9 protein-coding genes and 1 pseudogene are annotated in these 12,329 nt (G+C 65.7%); 7 read left to right on the forward strand and 3 right to left on the reverse strand.

Annotated elements, in window-relative coordinates; translation table 11 throughout:
- Positions 1-12 precede the first annotated feature (12 nt).
- The gene (locus tag DX923_RS16390) at positions 13-195 is read right to left on the reverse strand and encodes a hypothetical protein (RefSeq protein WP_162873048.1); all 183 of its coding nucleotides are present in this window, start codon (positions 193-195) and stop codon (positions 13-15) included.
- Between the two features lie 258 nt (positions 196-453).
- Between DX923_RS16390 and DX923_RS14965 the strand changes: the two are divergent.
- The 4 genes and pseudogenes from DX923_RS14965 to soxR all read left to right on the forward strand — a co-directional run.
- Positions 454-820 (forward strand): annotated as a pseudogene (locus DX923_RS14965) (aldo/keto reductase); the annotation flags it as partial.
- Positions 821-1,017: 197 nt separating this feature from the next.
- Positions 1,018-2,337 carry an MFS transporter gene (locus DX923_RS14970; RefSeq protein ID WP_162873049.1) on the forward strand — a complete coding sequence of 440 codons (1,320 nt, stop codon included), beginning with the start codon at positions 1,018-1,020 and terminating at the stop codon, positions 2,335-2,337.
- A gap of 111 nt (positions 2,338-2,448) precedes the next feature.
- On the forward strand, positions 2,449-4,032 hold the full coding sequence (locus DX923_RS14975; RefSeq protein ID WP_162873050.1) for a wax ester/triacylglycerol synthase family O-acyltransferase: 1,584 nt from the start codon (positions 2,449-2,451) through the stop codon (positions 4,030-4,032).
- 89 nt (positions 4,033-4,121) lie between these two features.
- Positions 4,122-4,616, forward strand: a complete 495-nt coding sequence (gene soxR, locus DX923_RS14980; protein ID WP_116115894.1) for a redox-sensitive transcriptional activator SoxR — start codon at positions 4,122-4,124, stop codon at positions 4,614-4,616.
- On the opposite strand, the gene DX923_RS14985 is transcribed toward soxR, so the two are convergent.
- On the reverse strand, positions 4,591-5,004 hold the full coding sequence (locus tag DX923_RS14985) for a VOC family protein (RefSeq protein ID WP_116115895.1): 414 nt from the start codon (positions 5,002-5,004) through the stop codon (positions 4,591-4,593). The two genes, soxR and DX923_RS14985, sit on opposite strands and share 26 nt — an antisense overlap.
- A 421-nt stretch (positions 5,005-5,425) precedes the next feature.
- Here DX923_RS14985 and ptsP point away from each other — a divergent pair, with 421 nt between their 5' ends.
- Together ptsP and ptsG are read left to right on the forward strand one after the other, a co-directional pair.
- Positions 5,426-8,011, forward strand: a complete 2,586-nt coding sequence (gene ptsP, locus DX923_RS14990; RefSeq protein ID WP_116115896.1) for a phosphoenolpyruvate--protein phosphotransferase — start codon at positions 5,426-5,428, stop codon at positions 8,009-8,011.
- Positions 8,012-8,031: 20 nt separating this feature from the next.
- Complete coding sequence (ptsG, locus tag DX923_RS14995) at positions 8,032-9,954, forward strand: glucose-specific PTS transporter subunit IIBC (protein ID WP_116115897.1); 1,923 nt, start codon at positions 8,032-8,034, stop codon at positions 9,952-9,954.
- A gap of 109 nt (positions 9,955-10,063) precedes the next feature.
- Here ptsG and DX923_RS15000 read toward each other — a convergent pair whose 3' ends face one another.
- Positions 10,064-11,143 (reverse strand): hypothetical protein, encoded by a 1,080-nt coding sequence (locus tag DX923_RS15000; protein ID WP_116115898.1) that lies wholly within the window; start codon positions 11,141-11,143, stop codon positions 10,064-10,066.
- A 334-nt stretch (positions 11,144-11,477) separates the two neighbouring features.
- Here DX923_RS15000 and amrB point away from each other — a divergent pair, with 334 nt between their 5' ends.
- Positions 11,478-12,293 carry an AmmeMemoRadiSam system protein B gene (gene amrB / locus DX923_RS15005; protein WP_116115899.1) on the forward strand — a complete coding sequence of 272 codons (816 nt, stop codon included), beginning with the start codon at positions 11,478-11,480 and terminating at the stop codon, positions 12,291-12,293.
- Positions 12,294-12,329: the final 36 nt, after the last annotated feature.

Genomic DNA, 12,329 nt, shown 5'->3' on the forward strand with positions numbered 1-12,329 from the left:
CGGCGATGCCCCTCAGCGTCGTCCGCAGGGCGCGAAGAGCGGTCGTGTCCTCGCTCGGCTTCGTGGGTAATCGAGCTTCTCGCCGGTGTCGCTCAACGAGGGTGCGGAGCGTCGCCGGGTGTCGATGGTGTGGACGACGCGGCAGTTCTGGCGTGGTCGCGGCTGGTAGAGGCAGTGAGCGCAACGGTCGGGCATGGGATTCCCCTTGCGTGTTTCCAGGTGAGTGATGGGGGTGACCCTCAAGGCGGTGGGGCACCAGAGGCGATTGCTCTGGCCGGCTGGAGATCCGGTTTTTCTCCGGTGGAGCTCTCTGTACTTCCACGGTAGAGCCAAGATTTGATTAGTTCAAGCAATGACTTTGGTTAACTACCTTGATCAAGCGTCCGTCCAGCACCGTAGAGAGACCCACTCGATCACGAAAATGACGGAACACCAAAGAGATGCAGTCTTTTCATGGAATACCGATATCTCGGAAAAAATGGGCTCAAAATCAGCGAGATCGCTTATGGCAACTGGCTGACCCACGGCTCACAAGTAGAGCGGGAGACCGCGATGGCCTGCGCGCACACAGCACTTGACCTGGAGATCCTCACCAAGGCCTACTGGCCCACCGGCCCTGGCCGACACAACGACTGCAGCCTGTCCCGCAAGCACATCATGGAGTCGATCGACGCCTCATTACGCCGGCTGCGCACCGACCATGTCGACCTATCGCTACGACCAACCCACACCCCTGGAAGAAACGATGCAGGCCTTCGCCGACATCGTCCGGGCAGGGAAAGCCCTGGACATCGGAGTCAGCGAGTGGACAGCCAACAGATCCGCGAAGGCTGCCGGGGCACGCCCGGATCCTTCCTTGATGTCCCGGATCGATCAGGCACTCGAAAGGGTGGTCATCCGCAACCCAGGTGAGACGGCTCGAAATGCACCGCAGGGCCACCCCTGTTCATGATCCGGTCATATCGGAATTCTTGTACATAAGAGTCGCCCTCCCTACTGTGGTTCCGTGGACGCCACGTGCAGCGACGACGCAGTGGCCTGGAAATGACCCCGCCACTGCGCCACAACCAGCGCTACCGGCTCTTCTGGGCCGGAGGCGCCCTCAGCTCGCTGGGCACCAGCCTGACGGCTTTCCTGCTCAACCTCATCGCCGTCGTTCCGCTACAAGCCTCCCCGATATGGATCGGACTGCTCAACGCCGCCGTGTGGCTCCCCTGGCTCATGCTCGGACTACCCCTGGACGTGGCCATCAGCCGAGGGAATGCCCCCCGCACCATGGCCATGGGTCATCTGGCCGCCGCCTTCGTCCTGGCGACGATCCCACTGGCTTGGGCCCTCCACCAGCTGCACATCGCCCATCTGCTGGTCGCCGCAGTCACGGTCGCCGTCACCACCGTCCTCTTCCGTGCCGGATATCCCCGCATCATGGTCGAACTCGTCCGACGGCACGACCTGGCGACGGCCAATGCCGATCTCACCCGGGCCGAGTCGACCACCCAGATCATCGGCCCTGTCCTGGGTGGCGCGACCGCCGCCATCCTTGCACCGGCCTTCGTCGTCCTGGCCAACATCTGTTCCCACCTCGGCTCGGCCATAGCGCTGCTCCGCATCCCCGCTCTGCGGAGCCCGCCCATGACGAACACGGCCTACACCGACGCGATGCGTCACGTCCGAACCGGATGGCGGATGACCTTCCGCGATCCCTATCTGCGTTTCTTCTCCGTCCAGGGCGCAGTGTCCAATGCGGGGCTGACCGGACTGCAGACCTTGATGGTGCTGGTCCTGATCCGTGATCTCGGGCTAGGGCCGGCCCAGGCCGGGCTCGCCGTCGCCGTCCAGGCCTTCGGCTCATTGGCCGGGGTGGTCATGGCGCCGCGCATCTGCCGCGCACGGGGAGACATCGGCAGCATCATGCTGCTCTACCCCCTCGTCGGAACCGGTGGGCTCCTGCTCCCCCGCTGGTGGCCGGACGACCCGCATCTGCCGCATCTCCTGGCCGGCACCTTCCTCATCGGCGGCGGGGTGGTCTGCAGCAATATGATCCGAGCCGGCTGGCGCCAGAGCTACGTTCCGGCCGTCCTCATGGCCCGACAGATCACTGCCACCCAGACCGTGAACATCAGTCTGATGTCCCTCGCCGCCGTAGGGACGGGATGGCTCGCCGCCTCCGCCGGCTCGTCAACGGCGCTGACCACCGTCGGGGCAGTCATCGCCATCTCCTCCTTCGGCGCCCTCATCGGCACCCCCTGCCGACGACGTACGTTGCCGAGCCAGCCTTCCGCAGCTCTGCTGGAGGCCGCGCAGTTACCGCCCCCGGGCTGGGTGGATGTCCGCTAGACCATCGATCTCATTGCCTGACAAAAGAACCCATTCACATGGCATGCGCACGCCCCGGGATACCCTCTGGCATAGCGTCACCGACAAGTCCTGGAGCCCAGCATGAAATCCATGACCAGCACCGAGCGCATCTTCCTGCGACTGGAGCGCGACGGCTTCCCGATGGACGTCGTCGGCATCACCGTGCTCGAGCCCTCCGGGAAAACCGAACTGACCTACGACGCTGTCAGGCTGGTCATCGCACGGGTCCTGGACGAAGCTCCCTACCTGAGTCGACGGGTCTCCCAGGCCCCGCTCGGGATCGGGGAGGACAAGTGGGTCGACGACCCCCATCTGGACCTCGACCATCACGTCCAGGAGGTCTTCTGCCCCGGACAGGGCAGCGAACGTGACCTGCTCGATCTCGTCCTAGACCTCACCGCCGATCCCCTGGACCGCTCCCGGCCGCTCTGGCAGGTGTGGTTGGTCCACGGCATGGCCGAACGACGGAGCGCACTGGTTCTACGCGGCCATCACGCCCTGACCGACGGGCTGGGTTTCATGCGGCTCTACCAGTCGATCTTCGAGGCCGACCCGCCGTCGGATCCCGCAGAACAGGCGTTGCACTCACCCACCGTGGGCATCGGGGACAAGGCTGGCTCCCCCGGACCGACCCGTCCCTTCATCAGCAGGTCGACCGGGTACGAACCGCCCGCCCTGCTGCGAGCCGCCGTGGAGATCCCCCAACGGGCCGCGATCACCGTTCGGACAAGCATGCGGATCGCTCGTACGCTGACCGGGATCGCACCCCGCGCAGTGGACCGAGCCACCCGCAGGATGCGAAATCGCCTTCCTGGTGGGCAGTTGTCACCTGAAAGGCCTGCCGCAGCATCGACCGGTGGACGGTCGGCCGGTCGCCCGCTGAAGCTTCCTCCGTTCGTCCCCTCCCTCACCGATCACCCTCCAGTGACCCGGTTCAACCGGCACATCAAGGACACCGGACGAGCCATGGCCGTCCTGAGCCTCCCGCTGGACCAGGTACAGACTGCACGAGGAGCCCATCCCGGATCGACGTTGAACGATGTGATCCTCGCGGTGGTCAGCGGGGCGCTGCGCGCCTACCTGGCGGAATTCGACGAGGTCCCGGACCGGCCCTTGGTGACCACCTGCCCGGTGAGCGTCCGCACCCGCCGGGAGGGGGACGGTGATCGATCAGGCGGGAATGCCTTCACTGCGATCTGGGTCGACCTTCCAGTACATCTCGCCGATCCGGTCGAGCGGCTCGCCGCTGTGCACGCCCGGTCGAGCCAGGCCAAGAGTGGCCTCCCCCGTTCGCGGGCGTCCTGGGACGTGCTCTCGGACGTAGGGGATCTGCTGCTGCCCGGGGTGGTCTCGGCGGCGATGGCCTTCGCGGGTTCACGGCCATTCCATCTCATCCCACCGACCCAGAACCTCTCGGTGTCGACGATGCGCGGTTCGGCAGACCCGTTGTATTTCTGCGGACGCAAGGTGGAGCACCTGTACGCCCGCACGATCATCTGCCCGCCGGTATACCTTTTCATTCATGCGATCAGCTATGACGGAAAGCTGGAGATCGGCATTCTTTCTGCTCGCGAGTTACTTCCCGATCCGGACGCTGTCGCCCACCACATGCGCACCGAACTGGAGGCTCTCCTGGAGCATATTTCAGCTCGGGCGTCGCGCGGCATTGCTTGACAACACTTCACAGTGTTTCTGTATGAGTTCACAGATTTTTCTCCTTTGCGCGACACGGATCAAAGACGTGAACAGGCTAGGCTCACCTCATGTCACGTCGGCTGACCATGCACGACATGTTGCCGATCGGCAACATGTCAGAACGCTCGGGGATCCCAGTTCCAACCCTGCGTTTCTATGAAGACCAAGGCATTCTCACGTCATATCGAACACGCGGGAACCAGCGTCGATATCCACGACATGTCCTCCGTCGCCTTGCCTTCATCAAGGCTGCTCAACAATTCGGCATGTCGCTGGCCGACATCCGCGCTTCCCTCGAACACCTGCCCCAGAACGATGTGCCCTCCGAAAGCGATTGGAAACACCTCACCGGGATCTGGCAACGCTCCCTCCAGGAGCGCATCGACCACCTGACCGCCATGCGGGACAGCCTCGACTGCTGCATGGGGTGCGGATGCCTCTCCACCGCACGCTGCCCACTCGTCAACCCCGACGACATCTGCGCCAAGGAGCCCCTGCAGAGCCGACGCAGGAAGTCCGCTCGTACCGAGCAAGCGCTCAGCCGTCGCTCGCCCCGACGTTGATCGACCAGACCACCCCGTAGCGGTCCACCACCGTTCCGAACTCATCCCCCCAGGGCTGTTTCTGGAAGGATTCGACGACCTCACCCCCGTCGCAGAGGCGGTCGAGGTATCCCGCCATCTCCTCACCGCGAGGCCCGCTGAGCGAAAGCTGCCCGTTGGGCCGAGGAGGGCGCCCCGCCGACTCCAAGGAATCCACCGCCATCAGGACGAAGCCCGATCGGGTGATCAGGTGACTGTGCAGCACCCGCTCCGCCCCCTCTCCATGCACCGCCCCGTACTGACCGAAGGTGGCGAACTCGAGAGACCCCCCGAAGGTGTCCCGGTAGAACTCCATGGCCTCCCGGCAAGTGCCGTCGAAGCTCAGACAGGGACTGAAGAGCACACCCATAGGTCCTCCTGCACGGAGACTGACGTGGACACGACTAGAGACATTCAGGATTTTTCACTTTAATTTCCCTATGGCCCACTGTCATGCCAGACAGCCCGTCGGGCTGCCCGGCGCGTCGCGCGACCACCTGCCCCACGGCCGACACGATCCGGACGCGACATGTGACCATCCAGCGAAATCTGCCCTTGGTCCCGAAAACACTCATAAGGCTCGAACGGGAGTCGAATAGCCTTGCTGTACAGGAAAATTCTTAGGAAAGGGTGCCCTGAGCCAGACTTTGGGGCACCCCGCCCATGGCTTAGGCGGCAGCCCGGGTTTCGTCTTTAGGGACGCGTCTGCAAGCATCTGTTCGACCCCGGACCCCACTGCAGCGGATCGTGTGAGCGAATCCCGCACGTCCGCCGTTCCCAAGGAGGTGGACATGACGACTGCACCGTCCTCTGCGCCTGGACTGCGCCTCATAGCGCCGGTCTCAGGTGTGCTCGTCCCCATAGAGCAGGTACCCGACCCCGTCTTCGCCCAGAAGATGGTCGGCGAAGGTATCTCCATCGACCCGCTCTCCTCGAGCCTGCTAGCCCCGTGCGACGGCGAAATCGCCCACCTGCACCCCAGCCAGCACGCCGTCACCGTGCGGACAGCCGAAGGACTGGAGATCCTCCTCCACATCGGGCTGGACACCGTCCAGATGCGTGGCGAAGGCTTCACCGCCCGCGTCGAACTGGGCGACAAGGTCACCACTGGGCAGCCGCTCATCGACTTCGACATGGACAAGATCGCCGTCGAGGCCAAGAGCCTGCTCACCCAGGTCGTGATCGCCAACTCCGACCAGATCACTTCACTCGTCCCGGCCACCGGAGTGGCCCAGGCCGGCGACGATGTCGTAGCCACCATCACCCTCGCCGCAGGTGACACGACCGACACCGCCGGCACAACACCCACCGGGCGCACGGTCACCTCCCCGGCAGTGCTTGTCCCCAACCCGACCGGTCTGCACGCCCGACCGGCCGCTGCCCTGGCCACCGCCGCCAAGCGCTTCGAATCGCAGATCCTGCTGCGCCGCGGCGAGGAGAGCGCCAACGCCAAGAGCGTGATGGCGATCATGGCCATGTCCGTCAGCCTGCGCGACAAGGTCCAGATCAGCGCCACCGGCGCCGACGCCGAAAAAGCCGCCGCAGACCTCTCACGCGCCATCGCCGAAGGCCTCGGCGAAGCCGGGGTCAGCGCGCTGCCCGACGACCCCGAAGCTGCGCCCGTCAGCTCACCGGCCGCCGCGACCCCCTACGGCGAACCGCTCATCCGGCGTCGTTCCGAGGACCCCAACGTCCTCCTCGGCGTCTCGGCCTCACCAGGCCTGGGAGTCGGCACCATCGTCCAGATCCGCAAGGACGAGATCGAGGTCGAAGAGTTCGCACACGACCGCCACGCCGAACGCCGCGCCCTGACCGACGCCCTCGACCGGGCCGCCGTTCAACTCAAGTCGCTGCGCGACAAGATGGCCAAGGAAGCCGACGACGACAAGGCACAGATCTTCGAGGCCCACCAGGCCCTGTTGACCGACCCCGACCTGCTCGACATCGCCATCTCCGGCATCGACAAGGGCAAGAGCGCCCCCTACGCCTGGCGGGCCGCCTACACCGTCTACGCCGACCGTCTGGCCGGGCTGAAGAACGAGATCCTCGCCGGGCGAGCCAATGACGTCCGCGACGTCGGCCGCCGCGTGCTCGAGGAGCTCACCGGGCACAAGGCCGAAGGGCCGGTCATCGTCGAAGGCTCGGTCCTCATCGCCGAAGACCTGACCCCCAGCGACACTGCTTCGCTGGACACCAGCAAGGTCGTCGGCTTCGCCACCGTCGGCGGCGGAGCCACCAGCCACGTGGCCATCCTGGCCCGCTCGATGGACATCCCCGCCATCGCCGGCATCGAGGCCAAGGCCCTCGAACTGGCCACTGGCTCCCGCGTTGTCCTCGACGGTGCCGCAGGAACCCTGCGTATCAACGTCAGCGACGACGAGATCACCCAGATCCGCGAACGCCAGGCCCGCGCCGCCGAACGCAAGCAGCGCGACCTCGCCGAAGCCCAGAGTCCAGCCGTCACCACCGACGGTCGCGCCATCGAGGTCGTCGCCAATATCGGCAGCGCCCAGGACGCCCGCGCAGCCGCAGAGGTCGGCGGCGAAGGAGTCGGGCTGCTGCGCAGCGAATTCCTCTTCCTCGACCGGGCCACCGCCCCCACCGAGGACGAGCAGTACGAGGCCTACCGGGCTGCGGCTGAGGCGCTCTCCCCCGGCCAGCCGTTGGTCATCCGTACCCTCGACGTCGGCGGCGACAAGCCCCTGCCCTATCTGCCCCTGCCCCGCGAGGAGAACCCCTTCCTCGGCGAGCGGGGCATCCGGGTCGGGCTGAACCGCCCCGATGTGCTGCGCACCCAGCTGCGGGCCATCCTGCGTGCCTCCACCACCGGCGCGAAATTGCACATCATGTTCCCGATGATCGCCACCCTCGAAGACCTGCGCGCCGCCAAGGGCGTGCTCGAGGAAGAGCGTGAGCTCCTCGGGGTCGACCCGGTGCCCGTCGGCATCATGGTCGAAGTACCTTCCACCGCCGTCATGGCACGTCAGTTCGCCGCCGAATGCGACTTCTTCTCCATCGGCACGAACGACCTCACCCAGTACACCCTCGCGATGGACCGGGGACACCCCACACTGGCACCGCAGGTCGACGCGCTCAACCCTGCAGTGCTGGGCCTGATCGCCCAGACCGTCGAAGCTGCCCACGCCCACGGGCGCTGGGTCGGTGTCTGCGGCGGTGTGGCCTCCGACCCGCAGGCCACCGCCATCCTCGTCGGGCTGGGAGTGGACGAACTGTCCGTCTCCGTCCCCGCGATCCCCACGGTGAAGGCGCAGGTCCGCGCCCTCAACGTCGAACGTGCCCGTGAGATCGCCGCACAGGCCCTGGCTGCGAACACCGCAGCCGACGTGCGCGCACTCGTCCCCTACGAGCAGTACTGAGCCGGAAGGAAAACAGAGCCATGTCCACTGTGGCCACTCAGTCGGAGAAGACCTCCGGCTCGACGGGGGCGACCGACGAGAAGAACGGGCTCGGATCCCGGATCTTCGCCGAGATGCAACGCCTCGGTAAGTCCCTGATGCTCCCGGTGTCCGTCCTCCCGGTCGCCGGCATCCTGCTCGGCGTCGGTATGGCGTCCTTGAAGGGCATCGAGACCAACGGATGGCAGGTGCCCGAAGCGGTCACCCTGCTCTTCCAGATCATGCAGAACTCCGGAGACCCGATCTTCGCCGCGCTGCCGCTGATCTTCGCGATCGGTGTCGCGCTGGGTATGACGAAGAACGACGGTGTGTCCGCGCTGGCCGCGACCGTCGGCTTCCTCGTCATGATCGCGACGATGGGGGTCATCGGTAAGGCCCGGGGCATCATCGTCCCGTTGAACGACAAGCTGCCGAAGGCCGATCAGAAACCGCCGTTCAGCATGTTCGGCATCGAGACCATCTCCACCGGTGTCTTCGGCGGCATCATCATCGGCCTGGTCGCCGGGTACCTGTTCAACAAGTACTACCGGATCAGCCTGCCCCCTTACCTGGGCTTCTTCGCCGGTAAGCGGTTCGTGCCGATCGTCACCGCCTTCGCCGCCATCGCGGTGGGTGTCGTTCTGGCCTTCGTCTGGCCGCCCGTCCAGAACGGGATCAACTCCTTCGGTGCATGGGCTTCCAACAGCCAGACCTGGGCCGCGGTGTGGCTCTACGGAACGGTCGAGCGTTCGCTGATCCCCTTCGGCCTGCACCACATCTGGAATGCGCCCTTCTTCTACGAGCTGGGCGAGTGCACCAAGCCTGATGGCACCGTGCTGCACGGCTGGCTGAACTGCTTCTACTACAAGCCCGAGTACGGCGTGCTCGGCGGTGGCTTCCTGTTCAAGATGTTCGGTCTGCCCGGTGCAGCTCTGGCCATCTGGAAGACGGCCAAGCCGGAGAACCGTGTCCGCGTCGGTTCCATCATGTTCTCGGCCGCGCTGACCTCGTTCCTGACCGGTATCACCGAGCCGCTCGAGTTCTCGTTCATGTTCGTGGCGCCGCTGCTGTACGTCGCGCACATCATCCTGGCCGGGCTGAGCTTCCCGATCATGTTCCTGCTCGGTGGACGTCTGGGTTACACCTTCAGCCAGGGTGGTATCGACTACCTGCTCTACTTCGCACTGGACCAGAAGCCCTGGCTGGTGCTCCTCGTCGGACCGATCTACTTCGCGCTGTACTACGTGGTCTTCGCCACGCTGATCAAGTGGCGTGACCTGAAGACCCCGGGCCGTGAGGACGCCGTCGCCGAGAGCGCCGTCACCGGTGGCTCGACGAACGACTTCGCCCGCCAGCTGGTGCTCGCCTTCGGTGGCCGTTCCAACATCACCGACCTCGACGCCTGCATCACGCGTCTGCGTGTCGGGGTGAAGGACATCAGCCGCGCCGACCAGGCCAAGTTGAAGGCGCTCGGGGCTGCCGGTGTCCTGGTCGTCGGCCGCAACATGCAGGCCATCTTCGGCACCCGTTCGGAGAACCTGAAGACGGACATGGAGGAGTACCTGTCCACTGCCGGTGACGACGCCGATCTCTCCGAGGCCGATGTCGCCGATGTGGTCTACGAGGCGCCTGCTGCGACTCAGCCGAAGCTGCGTGACCCCGAGGCCCCGCAGAAGGTCGAGATCTGGCTGGGTGCCCTCGGTCACCGCAGCAATATCGTGAAGGTCGAGGAGGCCGGGGAGACCCGTCTGCGAATCGTCATCCGGGAGAATGCCCCGGTCGACGAGGATGCTCTGCGCGCTGCCGGTGTTCTGGGCATCGCGCAGATCACCGACACCACGCTGCACCTGATCGTCGGGCTCAACGCCGATCAGTACGCGACCGAGATGAGGGCTCAGCTCTCCAAGGAGCCGAAGACCGTCTGAGGTCCTGAAGAACCGACGGGAGGGCCGCCCACGCGCTGCGTGGGCGGCCCTCCCGTCGTATCAGGCACCGATCTTCTCCGTCCAGCGGTTCGGCGACCGCGGCAGAACGTCAGCCGGCGAGAAGTCCGGTGACCGCTGGGTCGATCCGGGTGGAATAGGTCAGGTTCGGCTTCTTCACCGCAGGGGTGTAGTTGCCGGTGAAGATGACACCTCCTCCGGTGTTCCAGAAGAACACCAGGCCGCCCTGGTCGGTCATCGGGCCGTCGGGCTGGGCACACCACATCCGGGTGATCGCGGTGGCGTCGCGGATCTCCTGGTGCGGGCCGAGCACCGGGGTCATGCCGTCATGGGTGCCATCGCGCATGACGATGGTCTGTTTGACGGTGTCGCCGTCGACGATGAGCACGCGGGTCGCGGCCTGCTCGTCCACGGCGAGGTTGCCGTCGAGATCGAAGCTCTCCACGCTCATGGAGGTGACATTGCGCAGGCCGGTCGCGATGACCTTCGGCTCGGAGAGTTTGATCTGGCGGGCGGCGGCGCTCATCTCGTAGCGCAACAGCTGGCCCTTGGCGTCGACAACGAAGATCTCCGGGTCGCCGTTGATGTGGAAGGCCACCGAAGCGCCCAAGGCCTTGGCCTTGTCGTATCCCTCGCCCAGTACCACGTCGGTGGTCAGCATCGAACTGGCGACCTTGCCTGCGTCGTCGCGGGTCATGCTGACCTCGATGTAGTGCAGGCGCCCTTGCGGGTCGGTGGCGACGAAGGTCTCCATACCGCTGCCGACATCACCCATTCCGCCGCCCCTGGCCAGGAGGACCGGCTGGAAGCTGAACTGTCCCTGCCGTTCGACCATGCGGGCGATGGAGCCGTTGAGTTCGTGGGCGTACAGGGTCTGGCGAACCGTGCTGGCAACCTTGGCCCGGCACTCCAGCCCGTCGAGGAGCCGCCCGGCCGGGGCGGCCAGGTTCTGGACGGACATGACACCGGCGGCGGTGTCGGTGGTGGCCTCGCCCTGAGGTTCTGCCGCCGACGAGGACGCAGCCGCAGCGGGGGTCTTCGCCGATGCAGAGGTCGAGACCGGTGCGCTTCCGCAACCAGCAGCGGCCAGGGCTGCGCACGTCGTCACAGCCAGCACCTTTCCCAGCAGGCCGAGTCGACCGGGGAGGAAACGGGAGGTCTTGACGTTCATAGTGGTTCCTTTGCCCTTGAACCAGTCTCGCAATACATACTGTCCCCCCTCTGACGCTCTGACCAGAGCCCCGGCTTCGCTTGCTGCGTAACCGTGATGTCACGTATCGGTCACAGAACTATCCGCCCAGGTCGCAGATATCGGTCGAAGCCGACATGTCACGGACGGGTCACGCTGAGTCCACGCGATAGCCACGGAGCCGGGAGGCTCGACACGGCACACCCACGCCGTCCGGTTCTCCCCCACGCACGCCAACCCCGAGTCAGGCCGCATTGGGATGTCATGGGCAGCATACCCGTAAAAGACCCAACTCATTTGTGGGTAGCGTTGACCCATGGCCGCCAACCGACCGCCGGCAGCGGCCGGCAGACAGTATCCAGCCGAGGCTCGCGAGCTGACCGATCTGATCAGATCACAGCTCGCTCAGGGACGTGCCGACATGGCGCTCGATCCGGAGCACCCGCCGAAAGCCGTTCTCGTGGCGCACAGCGACTACTCCCACTGCGGTCACGGCTCCGCCGCCGCCTACGCCCGCGTCGAAGTCGCCCGCAGCAACATCCGGAAGGTCGTCCTCCTGGGCCCGGTTCAACAGGACCCTCCCCGGGGGATCGCCCTGACCGGCTACGAAGCCTTCAGCACCCCCTTGGGTGACGTCCCCGTCGACCAACAGGCAGCCCGAGCCCTGGCCGAAGCCCTGCCCGAGATCGTGCACACCGACGACGAAGCCCACCGAAGGGAGATCTCCCTGGAGGTACAGCTCCCCTTCCTGCAGGAGGTCCTCGACGAGTTCACGTTCGTCCCCCTCGCCGTGGGCCGGGCCATTCCCGTCGAGGTCGCCGCCGTTCTCGACCTGCTCTGGGGCGGTGAGGAGACCCTGGTCGTGGCCAGCTCAGCATTGTCCAGGTCGCTACGCCAAGAAGAAGCCCGCGCCGTCGACGAGGTCACCATCGGGCAGATCCTCGACGGGCGCGGCGCGTTGACCGCCGAACAGGCCAGCGGAGCCACCCCGGTCAACGGCCTCCTCCTGGCCGTCCAGAATCACCGGCTGATTCCCGAGCTGCTCGACACCAGCAACTCCGGAGACACCGGGGGCGACCCCCTGAAGGTCACCGGCCACGCATCCTTCGTCTTCCGACCCTCGAACGACTGAGGGAGGGGCAAGCCTCTGCCAGGCCGCCCCTCCCTC

This window comes from Austwickia chelonae (assembly GCF_003391095.1).
GTDB lineage: Bacteria > Actinomycetota > Actinomycetes > Actinomycetales > Dermatophilaceae > Austwickia > Austwickia chelonae_A.

Coding starts and splice junctions, on each gene's coding strand:
- DX923_RS16390 (WP_162873048.1), bottom strand. CDS start 195: ATGCCCGACCGTTGCGCTCACTGCCTCTACCAGCCGCGACCACGCCAG.
- DX923_RS14975 (WP_162873050.1), top strand. CDS start 2,449: ATGACCAGCACCGAGCGCATCTTCCTGCGACTGGAGCGCGACGGCTTC.
- soxR (WP_116115894.1), top strand. CDS start 4,122: ATGTCACGTCGGCTGACCATGCACGACATGTTGCCGATCGGCAACATG.
- DX923_RS14985 (WP_116115895.1), bottom strand. CDS start 5,004: ATGGGTGTGCTCTTCAGTCCCTGTCTGAGCTTCGACGGCACTTGCCGG.
- ptsP (WP_116115896.1), top strand. CDS start 5,426: ATGACGACTGCACCGTCCTCTGCGCCTGGACTGCGCCTCATAGCGCCG.
- ptsG (WP_116115897.1), top strand. CDS start 8,032: ATGTCCACTGTGGCCACTCAGTCGGAGAAGACCTCCGGCTCGACGGGG.
- DX923_RS15000 (WP_116115898.1), bottom strand. CDS start 11,143: ATGAACGTCAAGACCTCCCGTTTCCTCCCCGGTCGACTCGGCCTGCTG.
- amrB (WP_116115899.1), top strand. CDS start 11,478: ATGGCCGCCAACCGACCGCCGGCAGCGGCCGGCAGACAGTATCCAGCC.